Source organism: Lapidilactobacillus achengensis, assembly GCF_003946655.1.
In the GTDB taxonomy this organism is placed as follows: Bacteria; Bacillota; Bacilli; order Lactobacillales; family Lactobacillaceae; genus Lapidilactobacillus; species Lapidilactobacillus achengensis.
The window spans coordinates 20,407-41,115 of the sequence record NZ_RHOV01000008.1 but is presented as its reverse complement, the minus strand read 5'-3'; the positions used below and the strand labels follow the sequence as shown (position 1 = coordinate 41,115).

The 20,709-nt window shown below is 51.0% G+C and carries 19 protein-coding genes and 2 tRNA genes; 8 read left to right on the top strand and 13 right to left on the bottom strand.

Annotated features, from left to right (window positions below; translation table 11 throughout):
• Positions 1 to 42: 42 nt before the first annotated feature.
• The 3 genes from EKM94_RS06240 to EKM94_RS06230 all read left to right on the top strand — a co-directional run bounded on the left by EKM94_RS06240 (position 43) and on the right by EKM94_RS06230 (position 3,549).
• Positions 43 to 1,323: a replication-associated recombination protein A gene (locus EKM94_RS06240; protein ID WP_125599265.1), complete on the top strand. Its 1,281-nt coding sequence runs from the start codon at positions 43 to 45 to the stop codon at positions 1,321 to 1,323.
• Positions 1,324 to 1,949: 626 nt separating this feature from the next.
• Positions 1,950 to 2,237 (top strand): hypothetical protein, encoded by a 288-nt coding sequence (locus tag EKM94_RS06235; protein WP_225422174.1) that lies wholly within the window; start codon positions 1,950 to 1,952, stop codon positions 2,235 to 2,237.
• Positions 2,238 to 3,075: 838 nt separating this feature from the next.
• Entirely contained in the window at positions 3,076 to 3,549 is a 474-nt protein-coding gene (locus EKM94_RS06230) for a universal stress protein (RefSeq protein WP_125599115.1), read from the top strand.
• A 164-nt stretch (positions 3,550 to 3,713) separates the two neighbouring features.
• Here the strand turns inward: EKM94_RS06230 and EKM94_RS06225 are convergent, their stop codons facing one another.
• The 8 genes from EKM94_RS06225 to EKM94_RS06190 all read right to left on the bottom strand — a co-directional run bounded on the left by EKM94_RS06225 (position 3,714) and on the right by EKM94_RS06190 (position 11,428).
• Positions 3,714 to 4,277, bottom strand: coding sequence for a GNAT family N-acetyltransferase (locus EKM94_RS06225; RefSeq protein WP_164511130.1), 564 nt, complete (start codon positions 4,275 to 4,277; stop codon positions 3,714 to 3,716).
• 64 nt (positions 4,278 to 4,341) lie between these two features.
• Entirely contained in the window at positions 4,342 to 5,322 is a 981-nt protein-coding gene (locus EKM94_RS06220; protein ID WP_125599109.1) for a DUF2785 domain-containing protein, read from the bottom strand.
• A 9-nt stretch (positions 5,323 to 5,331) separates the two neighbouring features.
• Complete coding sequence (locus EKM94_RS06215; protein ID WP_125599106.1) at positions 5,332 to 5,799, bottom strand: flavodoxin domain-containing protein; 468 nt, start codon at positions 5,797 to 5,799, stop codon at positions 5,332 to 5,334.
• A gap of 307 nt (positions 5,800 to 6,106) precedes the next feature.
• Positions 6,107 to 7,087 (bottom strand): aliphatic sulfonate ABC transporter substrate-binding protein, encoded by a 981-nt coding sequence (locus EKM94_RS06210; protein ID WP_125599103.1) that lies wholly within the window; start codon positions 7,085 to 7,087, stop codon positions 6,107 to 6,109.
• On the bottom strand, positions 7,087 to 8,622 hold the full coding sequence (locus EKM94_RS06205) for an AMP-binding protein (protein ID WP_125599100.1): 1,536 nt from the start codon (positions 8,620 to 8,622) through the stop codon (positions 7,087 to 7,089). The genes EKM94_RS06210 and EKM94_RS06205 overlap by 1 nt, the downstream gene beginning before the upstream one ends.
• Positions 8,615 to 9,895: an acyltransferase gene (locus EKM94_RS06200; protein WP_125599097.1), complete on the bottom strand. Its 1,281-nt coding sequence runs from the start codon at positions 9,893 to 9,895 to the stop codon at positions 8,615 to 8,617. The genes EKM94_RS06205 and EKM94_RS06200 overlap by 8 nt, the downstream gene beginning before the upstream one ends.
• Positions 9,895 to 10,593 carry an ABC transporter ATP-binding protein gene (locus EKM94_RS06195; RefSeq protein ID WP_125599094.1) on the bottom strand — a complete coding sequence of 233 codons (699 nt, stop codon included), beginning with the start codon at positions 10,591 to 10,593 and terminating at the stop codon, positions 9,895 to 9,897. Before EKM94_RS06195 ends, EKM94_RS06200 begins: the two co-directional genes overlap by 1 nt.
• A gap of 1 nt (position 10,594) precedes the next feature.
• Positions 10,595 to 11,428, bottom strand: coding sequence for an ABC transporter permease subunit (locus EKM94_RS06190; protein ID WP_125599091.1), 834 nt, complete (start codon positions 11,426 to 11,428; stop codon positions 10,595 to 10,597).
• 384 nt (positions 11,429 to 11,812) lie between these two features.
• Here EKM94_RS06190 and EKM94_RS06185 point away from each other — a divergent pair.
• Positions 11,813 to 11,896: transfer RNA gene (locus EKM94_RS06185), tRNA-Leu, on the top strand.
• 233 nt (positions 11,897 to 12,129) lie between these two features.
• On the top strand, positions 12,130 to 12,996 hold the full coding sequence (locus EKM94_RS06180) for an aminoglycoside 6-adenylyltransferase (RefSeq protein WP_125599088.1): 867 nt from the start codon (positions 12,130 to 12,132) through the stop codon (positions 12,994 to 12,996).
• A 174-nt stretch (positions 12,997 to 13,170) separates the two neighbouring features.
• On the opposite strand, the gene EKM94_RS06175 is transcribed toward EKM94_RS06180, so the two are convergent.
• Positions 13,171 to 13,911, bottom strand: coding sequence for a hypothetical protein (locus EKM94_RS06175; RefSeq protein WP_125599085.1), 741 nt, complete (start codon positions 13,909 to 13,911; stop codon positions 13,171 to 13,173).
• A 457-nt stretch (positions 13,912 to 14,368) separates the two neighbouring features.
• On the opposite strand from EKM94_RS06175, the gene EKM94_RS06170 reads away from it, so the two are divergent.
• Positions 14,369 to 14,439 (top strand) — tRNA-Gly (locus EKM94_RS06170).
• Positions 14,440 to 14,661: 222 nt separating this feature from the next.
• The gene (locus tag EKM94_RS06165; RefSeq protein ID WP_125599260.1) at positions 14,662 to 15,513 is read left to right on the top strand and encodes an NAD(P)H-hydrate dehydratase; all 852 of its coding nucleotides are present in this window, start codon (positions 14,662 to 14,664) and stop codon (positions 15,511 to 15,513) included.
• On the opposite strand, the gene EKM94_RS06160 is transcribed toward EKM94_RS06165, so the two are convergent.
• Complete coding sequence (locus EKM94_RS06160; protein WP_125599081.1) at positions 15,481 to 16,215, bottom strand: pseudouridine synthase; 735 nt, start codon at positions 16,213 to 16,215, stop codon at positions 15,481 to 15,483. The two genes, EKM94_RS06165 and EKM94_RS06160, sit on opposite strands and share 33 nt — an antisense overlap.
• Positions 16,212 to 17,867, bottom strand: coding sequence for a putative polysaccharide biosynthesis protein (locus EKM94_RS06155; RefSeq protein WP_125599078.1), 1,656 nt, complete (start codon positions 17,865 to 17,867; stop codon positions 16,212 to 16,214). Before EKM94_RS06155 ends, EKM94_RS06160 begins: the two co-directional genes overlap by 4 nt.
• Before the next feature lie 415 nt (positions 17,868 to 18,282).
• On the opposite strand from EKM94_RS06155, the gene EKM94_RS06150 reads away from it, so the two are divergent.
• The gene (locus tag EKM94_RS06150) at positions 18,283 to 19,539 is read left to right on the top strand and encodes an ArgE/DapE family deacylase (RefSeq protein ID WP_125599075.1); all 1,257 of its coding nucleotides are present in this window, start codon (positions 18,283 to 18,285) and stop codon (positions 19,537 to 19,539) included.
• A gap of 39 nt (positions 19,540 to 19,578) precedes the next feature.
• Here the strand turns inward: EKM94_RS06150 and EKM94_RS06145 are convergent, their stop codons facing one another.
• On the bottom strand, positions 19,579 to 20,376 hold the full coding sequence (locus EKM94_RS06145; protein ID WP_125599072.1) for a Cof-type HAD-IIB family hydrolase: 798 nt from the start codon (positions 20,374 to 20,376) through the stop codon (positions 19,579 to 19,581).
• A 20-nt stretch (positions 20,377 to 20,396) separates the two neighbouring features.
• On the bottom strand, positions 20,397 to 20,642 hold the full coding sequence (locus EKM94_RS06140; RefSeq protein WP_125599069.1) for a hypothetical protein: 246 nt from the start codon (positions 20,640 to 20,642) through the stop codon (positions 20,397 to 20,399).
• Positions 20,643 to 20,709 lie beyond the last annotated feature (67 nt).

The following is a 20,709-nucleotide window of genomic DNA, read 5'->3' as shown; positions in this document are numbered from 1 at the left end:
TAAGGAGGCAATATTGTGGCGCAACACCCACTAGCTTGGCGGATGCGGCCTCGTGATCTAAGCGAAGTCGTCGGCCAGCAACATTTGGTGGCCCCAGGCAAGATCATCAATCGAATGGTCGTAAGCAAACAATTAAGTTCCATGATTCTATATGGTCCCCCAGGTACTGGTAAGACTAGTATCGCCAGCGCTATCGCGGGCAGCACCAAGTACGCGTTTCGCAAACTCAACGCGGCCACGGATTCCAAGAAGGATCTGCAAGCGGTCGCCGCCGAAGGTAAAATGAGCGGCACCGTGATTTTACTCTTGGATGAGATCCATCGCTTGGATAAGACCAAACAAGATTTCCTCCTACCAGAATTGGAAAGTGGCCGCATCGTGTTGATCGGCGCCACCACTGAGAATCCCTATATGACCATTAACCCGGCGATTCGCAGTCGGTGTCAAATTTTCGAAGTGACGCCACTTAGCCCCGAAGACATCAAGATTGCCTTGAAACGCGCCTTGACCGATCCTGAGCGGGGCCTGGGCCAGCTACCGCTAGAAATCAGTGACGCCACTTTAACCTTTGTCGCCCAACGAACCAATGGTGATCTGCGCTCAGCGTTAAATGGTTTGGAATTAGCGGCCAAGTCGACCCCGGCCGATCCTGAAACTGGTGTGATCACGCTAAAATTGACCGATTTGGAAGAATCGATCCAGAAGAAGAGCTTCTCCCATGACAAGAATGGTGACGCGCACTATGATGTCATCTCAGCGTTCCAGAAATCCATCCGCGGCAGTGATACCGACGCCGCGCTCCATTATCTGGCGCGCTTAGTCACCGCCGGGGATTTGCCGATCATTATGCGGCGATTAATGGTGATCGCCTACGAAGACATTGGTTTAGCCAATCCGGCCGCCGCCGCTCGCGCCGTCACCGCTTGCCAGGCCGCCGAACGGCTAGGCCTACCGGAAGCGCGGATCCCCCTGGCGGACGCTGTGATCGAACTTTGTATCTCACCGAAATCAAATTCAGGTATCATGGCGATGGACGCGGCGATGGCTGATGTCGCCGCGGGCAAGGGCGGTCAGGTACCGCGCCATTTGCAAGACGCCCATTACGCTGGCGCGAAGAAGTTAGGCCATGGCGATGGGTATCAATATCCCCACGATGCGGCCAACGATTGGCTCCCCCAACAATATTTACCAGATCCTTTGGCGCAGCGTCAGTACTACCAACCAAAGGCCAACGGTAAAATCGAAACAGCTTTTGGCGAGCAATATTATCGGTTGAAAAAGGCTCAGCAGCAGGGCTTGAAGACTATTCGTCCCAAAAAGTAAACCGCTTACTAATTGCAATTGATGGCCAAACATGGTAGTCTTAATTATGGAATTTCTAAGGTGTACGATTGATTCAACTTTATGTTGACCGATCAAGTAATTAGACATTAAAGCGGCAAATAACTATTCGGTGTGCCGGCCACTTGTTGGCTAGCCAAACTGTTAGTGCTGCTGCTGACGCGTTACACACGTAGCGGGTTCAACTATTCGAATCAGCCTCCGGCACCACTAGATTTTCTCAAAGTAGTCAATACTTTGTAAGGGATCAGCTTAGCTGGTCTCTTTTTTTGTCGCCAAATCTTGGGCTAATGCTCGAAGGCAACCCGTTGCCCGCCACACTTTTTGAAACGTGCTCACCGACCCAGCTCCCTGCGCTTAGCTACGCAATTGTTCCGGAAGCAAAGTGCGGCTTCCAAAACAATTGCTAGGCTAATGCTCGGGAGCTACCCGGGTCGGTTCGCACTCTTTTTTTGTACAAAAATGGGTCGCCCGGGCTGGCGGAAACTGCTATACTACTAGTCATAAGGTCATTCGGGCGGTCCGCGGCTAGTTTTGGCGCCGCACACGACTTGACCAATTTGATTGGCGCCCGCCACCTACGTGCGCCCTTGTTTAAGGAGAAAACTATGCAAATCGTTTTATATGTTGCCATGCTGATTTTTATTGCTTTGTTACTGCTGTTGGCCGTTTATTTGTTGAGCCATCTCAGCAAAGACTTTCTGATTTACAAACCGGACAGCAGCCCGCGGATCCGCAAAGCCATGCTGATCACTGGGATCTTGTTGCTGGTGATCAGCGCGGCCGGTCTAGTGATTCTCTTCACCGCCAGCGCCAAAAGCAACCTAATCACGCTGGTTGGCGCCAGCATCGTTGTCGCCGGCTTTGCCTTGAGCTTGACCCTCGGAAACGACTAAGCTGAGCACCCAGTGCATTTAGAAACAGGCTACACACAACTGACTTCTGCGTTTAACTACGTTAGGCTCGAAGTCGACCTGTTGTGTTCCGCACTCCGAAACGTGTTTCCCGACCCAGCTCCCTGCGCTTAGCTACGTCAGGCTTCTGGAGGCAAAGACCCGCCTCCAAAATCCTGACTAGGTTAATGCTCGAAGGCAACCCGTTGTGTTCCGCACTCTGGCGTTGGTGGTCCGTTCACTAGTTGGCGGAAGGTCGGGCTGGGGGTGAGTCAGCCGCGATATTATTGTTGGCGAATTATCGCCTACAATAAGGCCGAGTTTTGAGATTTTCGGCGCTCTTCCGAAAAGCTCAAAATCGCGCCCGCCGCGTTCCACCACCCCCAGCCCGACCTGGAGCCCCACCACACCTGCAATCCACCAACGCCCCGCGCAGCGCAAGCCGCGGCTAGACTACTTTTGCTAAGTTAATGCTCAGGGGTTAGCCGGGCCGCGCAGCACTCTGCTTTTGAAACGTGCTCGCCAGCCCAGATTCTTCCGCTTAACTACGTCAGGCTTCTGGAGGCAAAGACCCGCCTCCAAAATCCTGACTAGGCTAATGCTCAGAAGCTAACCGGGCCACGCAGCACTCTACTTTGAAACGTGCTCACCAGCCCAGCTTCTTCCGCTTAACTACGCCAGGCTTCTGGAGGCCAAGACCAGCCTCCAAAATCCTGACTAGGTTAATGCTCAGAAGCTAACCGGGCTGGCGAGCACTCTGTAACAACTAATCAATGCTTTTTTTCGGTAAATGCGTTAAACTAGACTTATCAAGTAAGGATTATGAAGGGAGCGCGAGATCATGTTGCAACAATATCATCGCATCCAAGTCGCAATTGACGGCTCATCGGAGGCAGAATTAGCTTTTCAAAAGGCGGTTGAGATTGCCAAGCGGAATCAAGCAGACCTGATGTTGGTTCATGTGATCGACACACGGGCATTTCAGAACGTTTCGAGCTTCGATTCAGCGATGGTCGAAGAGGTTTCAGAAACCGCGAAGAAGACCATGGCGGAATACGTGCAAACCGCGCGCGATAATGGCCTAGAAAAGGTTAAGTATTTCATCGAATACGGCTCACCTAAGACTATTCTGGGTCGAGAATTCCCTAAACGTGAGCAAGTCGATTTGATTCTGATCGGCGCCACTGGCTTGAACGCTGTTGAACGGATCCTGCTGGGCTCGGTGACCGAATTCGTGACCCGTAATGCCAGTTGTGACGTTTTGGTGGTCCGAACTGATTTACACAACCAACCAATGGTCACTCCTAAGAAGTAAGCGCCACACCTTAAATTTCTACCTTAATTTCTGACACATAAAAAACTGATCTTCCGCCGCCCGTGCTCACGTGGTAAGCGGCTAGATCAGTTTTTTTGTGCAATTATTTAAGGATAAATATTCAAGGCAGCGGCATCATTGGTCTAGTGGCAGAATCAACTTGATCAAGCGCCTTGATCAAGCGCGGGATTGGCTGCTGGCAAGACCAATTCATAAGCCAGCCGTGGCGCCCCGTCTGCCATCCAAACCTGCCCACAGGCCTGATATCCCATTTTCGCGATCAAGTGACGCATCGCCTGGTTCTTAGCATGGGTATCGATCCGAAGCGAAACTAGGCCCCGTTGCTGGGCCAGCTTGCGGGCGAAAGTAAAGCTGGCCGCCGCGATGCCATGATGGGCAACTTGTTGGCTAACGGCGATGCGGTGAATCACCAAATAATCTGTGCCCGTGGTCAACCAGTCGCCGGCAATCTTCTGATAGTTCGGATCTGGTCCCGGCAATAACGTCATCGTCAACGCGATTTCACCGGTTGCGGTAACCGCCAACCAGACAGCCTGTTGTGTCAGATCGGCGGTCAAGACGGCTTGGTCCGGATAACCCGCCTGCCACTGAGGAATACCCTGGGCGGCCATCACGCCTTGCGCGCCTTGGATAATGGCCATGATTGCGGGCAGATCAGTCAATGTGCCCGGCCGAAAAGTCAATTGTCGCAAATCAGTTTGTGTCATAAAGAACCCCATCTCAATTAGATTAGTTTGGCTTGACTTGTTTGTCAGCGTGAACCAAGCTGGCTCAGTATTGTGGTCGCTTTTGGAGGAATTTAACCAACTGGTCTGGCGTATCTGGAATCAATAACAGACTGGCGAAGTAGTGCGTGCGGTTATACCACCGCGACCAGAAAAGGTAATCGCCTGCGTCGGGCTCCTCTGGCAAGCGCCGCAACCAGTTCTGCAATAATTCTAGGAGAAAATCAGCGTAGAACTTTTCTTTGTCGACTAAATTGACCGTCGCCATCGCCAACCGTTGATCTTCTCCGAATGAAAACGGCGCCGTCGCTGACTGGTAGCCCACTAAACAGGTCGTCAAAAAGAATAATTTCTGGGCCCGGGTCAACCGGCTGTTGGTGCTCTCCGCCAAAACATTACCCAAGTGCGTGAAAGCGTGCGCCCAGCCTTTCTCCGGAACGTAACCGCGGTCATCTTGTTCCAATAAGGCGTAAGTCGCCACTTGCTGGATCACTTGCCAGTATTGAGCGCTAGTCAGAACCCCGCCATAGATGCGATCAGCCACCAACAAAACGGAAATCAGCATAACCGCCAAAGAGCGCCCAAAAACCGCATCATTTTCCGGCTCGAGAATATGATTGAACAAGATCTCGTCCTGGCTTAAATAAGCCAAGCAATCCCAGATCTGTTCTTGACTGAAGACTTCGCGACTCATCAACCCGCTAAACGTGAAAAAGATGCCTCGATCGCGGACTTGCTCGTCCAACAGGCCAATATTTTCCAACAAGACCCCAAGCTCATCGTTACTCACTTTGGCGTCGGTTCGATCATCCATGATCCGACTTGTGATCGTCTGGATGGTGCGATGGACTGTTTTAGCGTCAGCATTGGTTTGTAGTTGCAATGGGCTGCGGCGCTTTTTATAAATGATATCGTGTTTAATATCCAACAATTGCGCGTCCAGTTCCTTGAAATTACGCCCTTGATTGAATTGTTGAAATAAATCACTAAGTCTTAATTGGACGCGCGCTACTTCTGAAATTGCCAATAAACTCCCCTACTTTTCTTGTGCTTGTGTCACAATTCCTGGAAAATCGACAAATTGTTGACAGAAATTAGTCAACCGGGCGAGATCGCCCCGATCAGCGTCTTGGTCGATTTTCAGAACCGCGGTTGCGCGTAACGCGCCTAAATGATTGAGCAATTGGTCAAAATAATCCAAAGCCCGACCGAAATGCCGATGCTTGATCGAACCGGAACCCGTGACCGCATAGACTTTTCCCCGTAGATCGGCGGTTTGTAACTCGTCAAAGAAGGCCAAGGCTTCATCCGGGATCTGACCGTCATGATAAGTGTAACTGACCATGATGAATCCAGGTAGCCGTTCCAGATCAGCCACCTTAACTGTTTCAATATTGAAAAGTTGCGTTGGTTGTCCTAAGTCCGCAAACTGTTGCTGGAGAAACTGAGCGATCTGTTCATTGTGCCCGGTTCGGCTGGCGTAAATCAAACCAATTTTATCCATTTCTTCCACCCCATTCTCAAATTGTCACGACACCTAAATCGTTGAAGCAAATCGTTGAAACGGCTGAAACATGTGAGTCTATTTTAACACGAAGACCGGGAACATCCTAGCCATGCCCGTCACACATCTTCGAAAAAGCCCGGGCAAAGCCAGCGCGTTCGCGGCGGGCGCTAACTTGGACGCCCGCCAACAAAAAAATAGCCAGTCCAAGTGGACCGGCTAGGTGGCAACGACGCCCGCTGACATTGATCAACTTCACTTCACAGCGCGGCGGCGCAGGGTTGCGTCAACACTAGGTGGCAACGACTTAATCGCTGGCCGCGCTGACGGCGATCACCGCGTCACTGACGGTGATTTGCTTGGTGATCAGCCCCTCATCGTAGAACAGGTCGGCGATCCGTTGCTGCTCCTTGACGACGGCGCTGGTCATGGCGGTCATGGCGTAAGAACGCCGCGTCACCATTTTCTTCACGATTGTTTTGGAAAGCCCCAATTGCTCGCTTAGCATGCTGATCAGTTTGGTCTGGTGTTCGTTGGCCCAGGTCATGTCGTCTTGGAGGTATTCCAATAAATATTGCGAAACTTCGGTATTGTTCTTAGCAAAGGTGCTGGTAGAGAGAATGAAATCGCGGCTGTTGGTCACGCCACCAGTCCCATTGAAGAGAATCTTGGCGCCTTGATTGACTTGCGCCGTGGCGGTCATTGGATCCCAAGTCGCCCAAGCGTCAACTTTCCCTTGAGCAAAAGCCACACTGGCCGCGGAGTTCGTCAAGTTGACCCAGGTGATATCCGTGGAACTCATCCCCGCCTTTTCCAGCGCGCTGAGCAATAAATAGTGGGAAATCGTGCCTTTGGTGTAGGCGACCCGTTTGCCTTTCAACGCTTGGATCGAGGTGATCTTTGAGTTCGCGGGTACCAGAACGGCTGACCCCTTCGCTTTCGAAGAGCCCGAGGCGATATAAACCAAATCGACCCCGGCAGCTTGGCTGGTGACCGGTGGCGTATCGCCGGTGCGGGCATAATCAACGGCGCCTGATTTCAGCGCCTGCATCAGCGCGGTGCCATCCTGAAATTCCTTCCAAACGACTTTGTAGCCTTTCGCCTTCATTTTCTTGGCGAAAACTCCGCGTTGACGGGCAATATCGAAAGGATCGGACTTTTGATAGCCTAGGACGATTTTCGTCAGGCCGGTGCTCGTCGTATGTAATTGGCGATAACCAAAACCAGCAACAACCAGCCAGATCGCCAAGAAGAAGCCAAGTAAAATTTGTCGTGTTTTCCGTTGCATTAGGCACCTCCGGCCATTGATGCTAATAACTGCGCGCGCAATTGACCCCGAACAACCTTGCCAATTGAATTACGGGGCAACTCCTGTTGATAATAAATCAAGGTTGGCCGCTCGAAACGAGCTAAATGCTTCGCGGCATAAGCCTTGATTGCATGCGTCGCCACGGTCTCGCTGACCCCTGCCCGCAAAACCACCACGGCAGTGACCGCCTCGCCATAGATTTCATCTGGCAGACCCACAATGACTACCGCGGCAAGAAGGTCCAATTCATTCAAAACCGCTTCAACATGATTCGGGGCAACTTTCTCGCCGCCGCGACTGATCATTTCTTTACTGCGACCATTGATGAATAGATAGCCATCCTGGTCCAGATAACCCAGATCCCCGGTCAAAAACCAGCCATCCTTGAAAGATTCCTGATGAGAATCCAAATAATCAGTGATCACATGGTCACCACGAAGCGCGATTTTCCCAGTAACTTGCGGCTTGTTGGTAAATTGGCCGTCGTGATAAATCGTCAGTTCCGTTCCACAAGGTTTCCCCGCCGAGCCGATTTTCGGCGCGTCCAGCGGATTGATCGTCGCCTGACTGGCGGATTCGGTCAGACCATAACCTTCCAAGACTTTTGTTTTGAAACGATTTTGAAAGGCGATGAATTTATCTTGTGGTAAGGCAAAAGAAGAGCTGCGAACAAAGCGCAGGCGTAATTGATCCCGATATTTCAAATATTGTTGATTGGCCGCCGGGTTCAAGAGTAAGATCGTGATGATCGTTGGAACCACCGCCGACCAAGTGACCTCATTTTCAGCCAATTGTTGCCAGTAATGAGAGGCGCTGAATTTCGGCGCGATCACAATTTTGCCACCGGCCAAGCGCATTGACAACACCGACATCACTTGGGCGTTGATGTGAAACAAAGGCATGGTGACCAAGACGGTATCAGCGGCGGTCATTTGTTGACTGGCCACATTGTGGTGGGCCTCGTTGATGATCATTTGTTGGGTCAACCCAACCCGCTTCGGCTTACCGGTCGTCCCTGACGTGTTCAAGATCAAGGCCAGGTCCGTGGGCCGCACCGTTCCCGTCGGTGCCACATCGCGAAAAACCAACTTCGCGAAATTCGGCAAAAGCCACAGCGAGTCCGTCGATCGCAAGTGAAGTTCAATCGGTTGCAGGCCCAAGCGCTCGCTCACACCCGCCACCAATTCTGGTTCCACAATCGCCGCGGCGTAATCATGAGCCTGCCAATCACGCACCAATTCTTCAACCGGAGTCGTGTTGGAAAGCGGATGGGCAATGATTCCTCGCGCCCACAGCGCTTGCATCAATTCCGGATAGACCGCGTGGTTGCCTAACGTCAGGACGATTTGATCTTGATAACCAATTTTTTGAGCGGCGAAGTCGGACGTCAGTTGAGCCACGTCGGCGGCCACATCAGCCCCAGTCAACCAATCTGTGGCCGCCACATCTTTCAAAAGTGACCGTTGGGGAAATTCTTCTAATTGTTTTTGTAAAACATCATTTAATTCAGTCATGCGCGGGAACTCCTTTCTTGCGGCGGAACTTGGCGAGAAACTTCAACTTCTGGGGACGGCCGATCAAATACCCGAAAGGTGTCACCCGATAACAGAAGTAAGCTAAGCCAAATGAACCGCCTAGAACAAATAAATAACCAAGGGGTAATAACAGTAATAGCAACCAGCTGGGCGTATAAGCCAAGTAGGTCAACACGCCGCGAAGCAATATTAAAGGGATGGTTTGGACCAAGTAGATCCCAAAGGCGACCCGCGCGGACAAATGAATCCCCGTAGTCACTGTTTCACTTAACTGCGACCGTTTCTCGGCGTATTTCAGCCCGATCAGGAAAACAAAAGCCACCATGATCACGGCGTAAAGCATCATCAGCGGTTGATGGATCTCGACAGCTTTGGCGTAACTAAGGCCTAGCACGCGGCGATTGAAGAAATACAAACCAACTGTTGCCAAAGCGCCACCGCCAGCGGCCCAATAAACGCGACGAGCATACCGCTTTAAAAGCGTGACCACTGCTTGATAATGGATCGCGGTATAGGCGCCAGCGACGAAATAGAATTGGTAAGTCAATAAATTCATGCCATAAGCCCGGAAAAGATAGGGCCAGCCTGAGCGGTCAACACCGGGCAACCAATATTTGATCAAGGTGACCAGCACCAATTGTAAGAGGAAACTCACCAACAAGATTTGCTCATGATGGTCTGCCAAGCGTTGAAACAACTTCACCAGCAAAGGAAACACCAAATACAATTGGAAAATCACGAAGACATAATATAAATAGAAGCGATTGCCATGAAGCACCGCGGATTTGAACCCCGACCAGAAATCAGCGCCAGTTAGGCCCGCGGTCGTTCCCGCCAAGGTGATGGCCAAAAGGATCGCATTCCAGGCGAGATAAGGGATCCCCACGCTACTGTAGCGTTTACGCCAGAACGTCCACCAATTCGTGTTTGTCCGGCGGTAATAATTCAAGAATAGGACCACGCCAGTCATGAACATGAATCCCATCCGCGTGAAATGCAATGATAAATGAGTCGCGTGGAGAAACAGTTGACCGGCGGAACCAGCCGCCATATTCTGCGAGAAGACCGAGGTGGTATGGTTCAATAAGACACCGAAAATAAAAATGATCCGCATCAAGTCAACTTCGTGCAAATAAGGACGTTGGGCCTTGCTGGCAGCGTCCGTCTGTTGACCAACCGTGGGGGCGACTCCAGCCCCATTAGCCGGCACACCGCTAGCCCAGCGCTGGTTGCGCGTTGTGGAGGACACCATCAACTGGCCTCACCTACGATCTCCTGAAGCACCCGCTCGGCGACGATCGCCACCTCAGCCGGATCTTGATGATCGCGGACCCGCTCTTCATATAAGTTGGTGTGGTCCTTGATGACCACGATCCGATCCGCCATCCGCGCCGCTTCTTGAACATCATGGGTCACTAAGATCGTGGTCAATTGTTGGCGTTGACAGACAGACAAGATCAGATCCTGCATGTTCCGCCGCGTCAACGCATCAAGCGCGCCTAAAGGCTCATCCAGCAAGAGCAGCTGTGGCCGCGCCATCAAAGCGCGGGCCAACGCGACTCGCTGCTTCTGACCGCCGGATAATTGCGCTGGATAAACATCGGTGAAGTCCGCCAAACCAACCAGAGCCAGCATCTTTTGGCCCTGCTGTTGCAGCGACTTGGCCTGCTGTTTAAAGGTGACATTTTGCAACACCGTCATCCATGGCAGGAGCCGATCATTTTGAAACATCACCCGAATTACCGGACGACCACCGGCGAAGGTCAACACACCGCTTGTTGGTTCCTCCAAACCCGCGATCAAGCGCAGAAGCGTACTTTTGCCACCGCCACTCATCCCCACTAAGGCGACGAATTCACCTTGGTCGATTTGAAGATTGGCGTTGCTGAGCGCGGTTTTATCGGCGTATTTCTTCGTTAATTGGCTAACGGTCAACATTGTTTCAGTCAAATCAATGAACTCCTTTCTGCTGTTGCCAGCCTAGGGCCAGCGTTTCAATATTCTTCGCGATCAAATCGGACACTTTGCCCAACAGCGCGTAAATGACAATACATAACAAAATCGTTTCCATATCCATGAAGTTCTGGGCATTGGTGGCCATGTAGCCGATCCCCGAATCCGCGGCCATCGTCTCGGCAACGATCAAAGTCGTCCACATCACGCCTAGGGCATAACGCAAGCCCATCAGGATCGTCGGCAAAGCGCCGGGGAAAATAATCTTCGTAAAGAGCGCCTGGCGGGACAAGCCATAAGAGCGGCCCATTTCGATCAATTCCGGATCAACGGACCGAATCCCGTGGAAAGTATTGATGTAAACGGGAAACATGACCCCGACCGCCACCAGAGAAATCTTCGCGATCTCACCGATCCCCAAGGTCAAAATAACCACGGGAATCAGCGATAGGTGGGGAATATTACGCAACATTTGAATCGAACTGTCGGTCAAGGCGCGCATGTGGGTCGATAACCCATTAACAAAACCTAGGAGAAAACCGATGCTGCCACCAATCAACAGCCCCATTGTGGCCCGATACAGGCTGATACTAATATTCTTCGGCAAGGTGCCATCAACGATCAGACCAATGCCGTCTTGAATCACCGCCAACGGTGAAGGCAAGGTGCTACTGGCGACCCAACCGAAACTGACCACCGCTTGCCAAGTCACCAGCAGCGTCAACGGCACGATCCAAGGCAACACTTTTTGCCACGAGATTTGTCGCCAGCGAGGGCGCTTTAGCTGTGAATCAAGGGAATGTGTTTTATTTAAAACTGCTGTATTTTCCATCTGGATTGCACTCCATTCATTATTTCCGCAAGTCACGCGGTCGCCCGCATTGACACAGTTCAACAGACGATCGGCCGTGAAAGCAAGGCGCTCACGGCTAAGTTGTTATCAAGATTACGCTTCAGTTGCGAAACTTTGGCGGGCGATCCGTGATGAAATCAGTAAGTAAATATGAATAATCATTAGCCAAATATGAATTTTTATCAGTAAAAGCTAATTGGCCTTGACATGACCGACCTAGCTGCCACCCGCAAGCGACAACGAACAAAGCGAATCAGAACAAGGCCCAGCGGAGATACAGACTAGAAAAACACCAACTATTGGAAAAAGTTCAAATTTGTTCTTCCCTTTTTCTTATTTTCTGGTAAAATAAATAGTGTTGTTGCCGCTGTGGCGGAATTGGCAGACGCGCAGCGTTCAGGTCGCTGTATCCTCACGGGTGTACAGGTTCGACTCCTGCCAGCGGCATTTTCAACGATATCTCGGCGCTCTAGTCATTAATTTTGCTGAACGGCTGTTGATATCAAGACCTGACTAGGACCTCTAATTTATTTTAGAGGTCTTTTTATTTTCACTTGAACAAAAATAAACCCACCTCAAAATGAGACCGCAAAAAGTTTTTGAGCTGGAATTGTGTGTTTTAGTTATTTTCCATTTTTGAGAATAGAATTTTGGGAATAGGATATAGAAAGGATAGTAAAATGCGTTCATCAACTGAAATGTTTGCTTTGATTTTAAAAAAGGCCCAAACCGACTCGCGGATCCGGGCCGTTTATTTGGAGGGTTCCCGAGTGAATCCCAGTGTTCCTAAAGATATCTTCCAAGATTATGATATTGCTTATGTGGTTGACGACATCAAACCATTTTATCAAGATCAGGCTTGGTTGGATCAGTTTGGTCCGCGGCTTTATTGGCAACTTCCTGACGACAACGCCTACTTTCCACTAGCGGAAGCCGCCGATGCGTACGGCTGGTTGATCCAATTCGCAGATGGCAATCGCCTGGATTTGCATGTTCGTACACTCAACAACGCCCTGAATAATCTGGAAATGTATCAGATCCTTTTGGATAAGGATCATTGCTTGCCTCAACCGACCGAATTGACGGACCAACGTTATTGGGTGCAGCGCCCCAGCAACGCCGAATTTCGGGGAACCTGCAATGAATTCTGGTGGTGCTTGAATAATGTGGCTAAGGGTTTGTGGCGCCAAGAACTCCCCTACGTTTTGGATATGCTGGACTTCAACGTCCGGCCAATGTTGAAGCAGATCTTGAATTGGCAGATCGGCGCGGCTCATGATTTTCAGATCAGTGTGGGCAAAAATGGCAAATATTACCGCCAACTTTTGCCAACTGCGGTTTATCAGTGCTTTCTCGCCACTTACGCGACCGGCGATGTTGCGGCTGTCTGGTCAGCTGTAACGGTCATGTGCGATCTCTTCCAAGAAGTCGCCGGCCAGTTGAGCCAGCAGCTGGACTTGACTTATGATCAGCAAGAAGCCACCAATAGCCGCCGCTTTCTTGATCATATCCGCCAGTTACCAGCCGATGCTTCAGAAATCTACTGATCAGTCGCTCCTGTGGCCCATAATATGAACGACAAATATGAACGACAAATATGAACGACAAAAAAGACGCCCAATTTGGACGCCTTTTTCACAACCTGAAATAAACTGGACTAACCTTGATCCAGTCATCACCAGGGGCACGCTGGTTTAGACAGCTCACTGTGCTGACCAGTGTTATTGCTGGCTCAACTTGGTCATCCCCGCGTTCATCAATTGATCCTCGGCGACTTGTAGATCATGTGTCGCGCCGGAAGAACTGCTGGTGCTTTGAGCTTCTCGCTGGTATTGATCACCGTGCTTGACGAAAATACCCTTACTGCCATAATTAGCCATCCAGAACGCAGTCGCAAGCCCATTGGTGCCGGCCGTTTCCTGACTGAGAACCAACGCGTACTGTTGACCGATCTGTGGCAATGGATCCCCAGGGTATTTAACGGTGACCTGAGTATCATCCGTCTTAGCCGTCATGAACGTCTTCGTCGCCACATCCGCCAGTAAGGTCCGCTTACTGATGACCCCGCCGGAGAAGAGTACAGGAATCTGTTGTTCAACGGTCGCGCCACTTCCCGCTAGGACTTGCTCAACTTTAACTGTCGCTAACGTATAAGCAGTACTCGCCACTACGACTGGCTGTAACTTCGTGACCACGCCAGTCACCGTCAACTCACCTTTCGCCACAAAACCAGCGAAATCCTTGGGATAAGGTAAAAGAAGTTGATCCTGCTTCACCTCAATTTGAGGATGAGCATAATAGGCTTGATTACGTTGCTTGGCGCTAACCTTCTTTTTCGTCGCCAAGACCGTCTTAGTCGTCGTTGCTTGACTCCGTGGTTGACTCATTTGTTGCCCCGCCAAACCTAATAGCGCCAAGGCAGCCATTGTGGCCCCGACGAAATACATGCTAGTCTTCTTCATGATCCGCACCTCTCCTTTATGCAAAACCCGTTGTTCATGAACTGAACATTTCTCTGGTAAAGTAGCTGATCCCAGACTTCCTTGAATTAAAAATACCGATATTTTCAACTTAGATTCATTGGTCTCTGTATATTTCCAATTATACGCCTTGTGTTTTTTTTTTCAAGAAGTTGAGTCATGTTCCCCATGGCCCGGATAAATTCGGCTGCCAACGACGTCCGCTGACCGCTGCCAGTATTGTTTCGCTCAAATCTACCGAGCGTTTGGCAACGCCGGCAAATTCCAAAATACCTGAAAACCAACGAAAAAGTTGTAAACTCAAGTTGACCTGGCATCTACTCGGCCAATAACTGCAAACCTAATTTGACGGTCACGAAATTGTTTCGGTAGATTTCAAAAAACTATTGAAATCTCGCTCAAAATTCGATATGATATTATATGTAGTTTTTAACGAGATGCGGGTGTAGTTTAGTGGTAAAACATTAGCTTCCCAAGCTGAAGTCGCGAGTCCGATTCTCGTCACCCGCTTAGCTGGAATCCTTGGTCAACAAGGGTTCTTTTTTTTAAGCAGATTTTATAATACATTACCAAAACTAAGCAGGTGATCTGATCTGACGAGCTGCTTTACGAATCCCATCAACACGTCTATCATAGAGGTAATCATTTCCAGCCGCGGGAAGTTCGCGGCAGTCGTCAGTCAGGAACCCAACTAACATGCTGGTGGCTGAAATTCAAAGGATGGGTGTCATGATGATTGATTTAACGGAACGCATTCTCAGGCAGGTGATTCAACCGCGTCCGGTGGAAAGCCATAAAGGAACTTTCGGGCGGGTTCTTGTTGTGGCCGGCAATGAACAATATGGCGGCGCGGGAATCATGAGCGCCAGCGCCGCCTTGTTTGCGGGCGCGGGGCTGGTGACGCTGGCCAGTGCGGCGGTCAATCGCACGGCGCTGCATGCCCGTCATCCGGAGATCATGTTTTTGGATTGGACTGAAACTGCCGCCTTACGCAAAAGCATTCAAAGCGCCGATGTGATCGTGGTTGGCCCCGGCCTAGGACTTGATCCAGGGGCGCAGGCGCTTTTACGGATGGTGTTCACCGCAGTCAACGCCGCTCAAACCCTGATCGTTGATGGCTCGGCGCTAACCTTAGTCGCTGGCGGGGCCATCCCCTTCCCCCAACAGCCGCAATTGATTCTAACGCCCCATCAAGAAGAATGGCATCGCCTGAGCGGGCTAACAATTGCTGGTCAAACCGTCAGGGCCAATCAAACCGCGCTGGCTCAGCTACCGGAAACAACCATCTTGGTTCTGAAGCAACATCGCACCCAGATCTATGCTGATCAGCAGGTTTACCGCAATACAACCGGTGTCGCGGCGATGGCCACTGGCGGCATGGGCGACACCTTGACCGGGATCATTGCCGCGTTTTGCGCTCAATTCGGCCAAAACAAAAAACCGTTGCCAGCAACACTGGCAGCGGTCTATCTTCATGGTTTAGCCGGTCAAGAACTGGCTGTAGATCATTACGTCACGCTTCCTAGCCAAATCTGTGCGCAATTACCCCTGTTAATGGCTCGTTTCAGCCGCGCTGGCTTGTAAGGCAACCAGTTCCGCGGCCGTCAATTCGCGATAGGCGCCACTGGACAGATCTGCGGGCAAGGTCAACGGCCCGAAGGATTGGCGTTGTAGTTGGAGAACCGGATGATCAAAGGCCGTGAGCATCCGTTTAACTTGATGATATTTACCTTCAGCAATCGTCAGCGCCACCGTCGATTGCTTTTTTTCGGTGTCCACTGCGAGAATTTCTAGTTGCGCCGGTTGCGTGGTAAAATCGCTCAACTTGACTCCTTGAGCGAAGATGGCGCTGAGTTCTGGTTGAACCAAGCCGGACACCGTCGCCAGATAACGTTTAGCAACGTGATATTTCGGCTGTAATAAGCGATGGGCCAACTGACCGTCATTGGTGATCAGCAGCAGCCCAGTTGTATCTCGATCCAGCCGGCCCACTGGCGCTAATTCGCGATAGTGCGGTAGCGTTGGCGCTAGTAGCTCCAAGACAGTGGCCTCGTGGGGATCAATGGTTGCGGTCAACACTCCCGCCGGCTTGTTCAATAGATAATAGCCAAAAGGGGTGTAAGCCAGTGGTCGCCCAGCGACGGCGACCAGATCAGTCGGCGTCACCTGTTGGCCCGCTTGTTTGACCACCTGACCATTGACGGTGACGACTTTTTGCTTGAGGAGGGCGCGAACTTCTTGCCGGCTCCCCTGACCCATGTTTGCCAGATAGCGATCAATTCTCATTTAATGTGTAACCTCCGCCGTAAGCCGCTAATGCGATTGCCAATGATGCGATCGGCCAAACGCGTTCTCAAGATCAGATACCCATAAACTGCGATCCCGATGACCACAGCAATGATCAAAATAACGGCCGCATAGATTTTCCGTTCTGGATTCATGACCAGCGACAACAAATTGACCGCCGTCGCTGTCAATAAATACATCAGCACAGAGAACGCCAAAATACCCATCATCCGCCGCGCCGTTTGCTTGACGCGGAAACCGTAAGTCCGCAATAGCGACCCCAGCATCAGTAAACAGGTCACCAACATGCCCAAGCCGGTGGAAACCAGCGGCCCATAAACGTTGAAAAACGCGATCATCGGATATTGGAGAATTAATTTCGTGGCGATCCCGACAACTAAATAACCCATCGCCCGTTTATTTTGGTAAAGGCCTTGCATCACGGCCGCCAGAACGGTAAACAGTCCCGAGAGGATCGCCGTAAACGCGTTTAAATGTAAAACGCTGATTCCCAAGGCGTCATAGCCATAAAACAACGTATACAAAGGCGCGGCCACCGCGGCTACCCCGAAAGCTGAGGGCACCATAATGATCAGAAAGAGTTGCAAAATATTGGTGATCTGCGCCGACATATCGCGCCGATCCTTGCGGGCATATGCGGCCGACAACAACGGGACCGCCGCCACCGCTAAAGCGGCCGCGAAGGAAATGACGATCATCACCAATTTATTCGAGTTGAAGTTGAAGATCCCGAAATAAATCTCCATTTGCTTCTTGGTGACAATGAAGAATTTCGGTAACATCCGAAAGAATGTGTATTGATCGATCAATTGGAAAATCGTGATTCCCGAGCCAATCAGAATAAAAGGGAGCGCCTGGCGCAAAATATCGATGACCAACCCCCGGGGGGAAACACGGATCTCATTGTCGGACTGCGCCACCAACCGATTGATCTTCGGACGCTGGCGTAAATAGAACCAGACCAAAACCAAGATACCAAATAAGGCGCCAATAAACGCCGCAAAAGTTGATTGGACCACGGCCTCTTGATAGTGACCATGGTTGATTTTCATAATTACAAAAGTTGCACCCAATAAATAAGCGACTCGGGCCAGCTGCTCCACCACTTGCGAAATCGCAGAGGGCGCCATTTCCGAGAAGCCTTGGAAATATCCCCGAAAAATACTTAAGAACGGAATGATCAACACGGCCCAACTAAGCGCGTGATAAACGGGAATTTCCTCGGGACTCTGGGCGTATAGCGGCGCCGCAAAATACATGATCGCCGCCGAGACAACACCCAAGATCGCCATGATCCGCACGCCCGTCTTGAACAATTGTTGCCCGATCCGATATTCATTCAACGTATTATAGTGGGCCACTTGCTTGGCGATCGCGCCGGGGATCCCCGCCGTCGAGATCATCAAGAAAATCGAATAGATATTGTATCCCTTGCCATACAAGGCGTTAGCCAGATTACCTGTTTCCGCGTTGCCGATCATCGGCAACCAAGCCATGATGTAAACGGCCCCTAGAATTCGCGAAAAGACACTTCCCGCCGTGATCCAAGCAGATCCACGGACAAAAGTATCGCGGCTAGTCTCCGATTGTGCGGGACTGACCGCGTGTGGTCGATTTGTTTCTTGCGCCAATCAAAACGCTCCTTTAAGGGGGTGACTCGCTGTCAATCGGCGTCACCCCGATAATCTCAAACATCCATTAGCTTTTATTGTACCCCATTCAACAAGTAAATAAAACCGCGACCGGCAAACAGCGCTGGTTGCCGGTCAAAATTGTGCTGATAACGGCGTGTGCTTTCCGCCAATCACCCTCAGCTTTCCAGGCTGGCACACTTTTCCTCCGGTTGTCTTGACTGAACCGCGATCACACCGCTTCATTTGAACGAAAACCGCGCGGTGAAACGTTTTGTTGTTTTTTCAACCAAACTAGACAAGATTTACCTGTCCAAACAAGCGTTGTTGGTTTCCTTTTCCCATTAAATCATTAAAATGAAAGTCAACAGGAACAATACTTGGTCCGCGAAATACCGACTGGGGGCGCGTCCACATGGAACGAGAAATAGCCTTACAAATTCTAGATGACCTCATCAAAATTCCGACAGTCAACGGCTGTGAAGGCGCCGTTGCCGTTTATCTACGGGATTTGTTACGGCGGTATCAGATCAGCAGTCAGCTGATCCCACTACCGGGGAATAATAATCGCGTCAATTTGGTCGCGGAGATCGGACCTCAACAAGGACCGATCTTAGGGTTCACTGGCCATCAAGATACGGTGGCCGTCACCGACCCGCAATCATGGACGTATGGCCCGTTTTGGCCGCAACATCGGGATGGACATATCTTCGGGCGCGGGTCCGCCGATATGAAAAGTGGCCTAGCCGCGATGACGCTAGCCCTGATCCAATTAAAGCAGGATCCGAATTTCCATGGTCGGGTGCGTTTGCTGGCCACCGTTGGCGAAGAATTAGGCGAACTGGGCGCCCAACAATTGACCCACTTGGGTTACGCGGCTGATTTGGCCGGGCTCGTCGTCGGCGAGCCCAGCAGCGCCTCCAACGCGCTGGTTTTGCAACGGCTGGGCGGTAGTGGCTTGATTGCCATGCCGGCCACAGCGCCACAAGCTTATGGCCGGCATCTTCTCTTTCGCGGCCACAAAGGCTCATTGGATTACACGGTTACGGCCACGGGTAAGGCGGCTCACAGCGCCCTACCCAACTCGGGAATCAACGCGATCGACAACCTTTTGGCTTTTTACCAGGCGCAACAAGTCTATTTCAAGAAACTGGCGACGATCGAAAACAACCTTCTGGGCCCGATCAACGCGGCGGTGACCGTGATTCAAGGCGGCGAACAGGCGAATACCATTCCCGAGCAGGCCCACTTACAGGTGAAGATCAGAACGATCCCCGAATATCCCAATCAGCGGATCGAGGCCGACTTAGCGGCGCTGGTCACCCAACTTAACGACGCGGATCCCCATCTCAAATTGGTGCTGACGATCCTGGCCAGCCAACCCGCCGTCATCACCCCTGCTGACTCCCCTTTGATCCAAGCCGCCACAATCGCTTATCAGAAGATTTGGCATGAGACCACCCTAGTTTTAGGCGCGCCAGGCGGCACCGACGCTTCCCGATTTGTCCAAGGAAATCCTCAACTTCCCGTGATCATCGCCGGCCCTGGAAACGAAAGCGCCCACCAAATCAACGAATTCGTCAATCAGGTGGACTACTTGGATTATTGTGAACTTTATCAACTCTTGGCTAAAATCTATTTTGGTGAAATCCCCTTAGATTCTCGCAATTAAGGCGGCGCGGTCAAGCACCAGCCCAGCTATGGATTCCGATTAAGCCAACAATTGGCCTAAAACGCGTAAGACGCCGTTTTCTTCATTAGAAGGCGCGCGGTAATCTGTCAGATCCAGCAAAATCTGTTCAGCGTTCGCCATGGCGTAAGCACGCCCAGCCAGCTTGAACATTTCCTGATCGTTGGCGCTGTCGCCGAACACAACCATTTGTTCAGGGGCAATTCGGAAATGCTCGCCTAAGATTTGTAGACCAAAGGCTTTATGCAACTTAGGATTGATCATATCCAAATAACCAAACCCAGAACTGGTCACGTGCAAATCAGGCCAATCTTTGAAGGCCGCTTCAATCAGGGGAACTTCAGCTGGCTCAACTCGCGCCGTCAACTTGAGGATTTGTTTGTCCTTGATTTCCGCCAAATCATCAAATTCTGCCAGACTAGCGCAGTAATGTTCCGATTCTTTTTTGAAGAATTCCGCAGAATTCGCTGGGAAATAACCAGCCTCAGGTGTGGAAACAATATAGTTCGCGCCGGGGATCGCCTTAACCGCGGCCACAGCCCGGGTCAAAGTGGACCAGCTGAGCCCACCACAGAAGACTTCGCGGCCGTGAGCCAACGTTAACGCGCCATTTTCCGCCACAAAATTCAATTGATCCCGCAGATCATCTGGAAACAGCCGTGCCAAGTGGGGATACTGGTTCCCACTGGCCACCACAAATTCGATGTTCCGTTCCTGCATCACCTTAAACAGGCGCCGAAATTCTGCCAGATCATAATGATTGTTATGATCGACGAAAGTTCCGTCAATATCAACGGCCACCAATTTCAAATTATCCATGTTTCACCTCAACTAATGTTCTAGACTTCCATTATAGCAAAGACCGGACACGGAAGACGATTTTTCAATAACTTTCTTTCCGCCTTTTCAAGCAAAAAAATGCGCGAGACACTGCGGGTAGTGATTTTCATAGTGTCCGCAGCTTGCGCTGCGAAATTCGGGGTGAGCTCGCTGTGGGCGCTGTTTTGAGCCAATCCGCAAAGTGCGCGGCTTGTCTCAAAATCAGGCCTTGTCCTAAGCGGCAAAGCCGCCAAGGACAATTTCACGGCGATCTCACCCCGAATTTCTCCGCTTCAGCCGCTCAACGTTATAACAGCCGTTTGAGTACTCACG

What these genes read in the sequence shown, in the direction of transcription:
- EKM94_RS06230 (WP_125599115.1), top strand. Translation starts at nt 3,076, where the DNA reads ATGTTGCAACAATATCATCGCATCCAAGTCGCAATTGACGGCTCATCG.
- EKM94_RS06235 (WP_225422174.1), top strand. Translation starts at nt 1,950, where the DNA reads ATGCAAATCGTTTTATATGTTGCCATGCTGATTTTTATTGCTTTGTTA.
- EKM94_RS06210 (WP_125599103.1), bottom strand. Translation starts at nt 7,087, where the DNA reads ATGCAACGGAAAACACGACAAATTTTACTTGGCTTCTTCTTGGCGATC.
- EKM94_RS06145 (WP_125599072.1), bottom strand. Translation starts at nt 20,376, where the DNA reads ATGGATAATTTGAAATTGGTGGCCGTTGATATTGACGGAACTTTCGTC.
- EKM94_RS06175 (WP_125599085.1), bottom strand. Translation starts at nt 13,911, where the DNA reads ATGAAGAAGACTAGCATGTATTTCGTCGGGGCCACAATGGCTGCCTTG.
- EKM94_RS06205 (WP_125599100.1), bottom strand. Translation starts at nt 8,622, where the DNA reads ATGACTGAATTAAATGATGTTTTACAAAAACAATTAGAAGAATTTCCC.
- EKM94_RS06180 (WP_125599088.1), top strand. Translation starts at nt 12,130, where the DNA reads ATGCGTTCATCAACTGAAATGTTTGCTTTGATTTTAAAAAAGGCCCAA.
- EKM94_RS06225 (WP_164511130.1), bottom strand. Translation starts at nt 4,277, where the DNA reads ATGACACAAACTGATTTGCGACAATTGACTTTTCGGCCGGGCACATTG.
- EKM94_RS06240 (WP_125599265.1), top strand. Translation starts at nt 43, where the DNA reads ATGCGGCCTCGTGATCTAAGCGAAGTCGTCGGCCAGCAACATTTGGTG.
- EKM94_RS06150 (WP_125599075.1), top strand. Translation starts at nt 18,283, where the DNA reads ATGGAACGAGAAATAGCCTTACAAATTCTAGATGACCTCATCAAAATT.
- EKM94_RS06215 (WP_125599106.1), bottom strand. Translation starts at nt 5,799, where the DNA reads ATGGATAAAATTGGTTTGATTTACGCCAGCCGAACCGGGCACAATGAA.
- EKM94_RS06160 (WP_125599081.1), bottom strand. Translation starts at nt 16,215, where the DNA reads ATGAGAATTGATCGCTATCTGGCAAACATGGGTCAGGGGAGCCGGCAA.
- EKM94_RS06190 (WP_125599091.1), bottom strand. Translation starts at nt 11,428, where the DNA reads ATGGAAAATACAGCAGTTTTAAATAAAACACATTCCCTTGATTCACAG.
- EKM94_RS06165 (WP_125599260.1), top strand. Translation starts at nt 14,662, where the DNA reads ATGATTGATTTAACGGAACGCATTCTCAGGCAGGTGATTCAACCGCGT.
- EKM94_RS06200 (WP_125599097.1), bottom strand. Translation starts at nt 9,895, where the DNA reads ATGGTGTCCTCCACAACGCGCAACCAGCGCTGGGCTAGCGGTGTGCCG.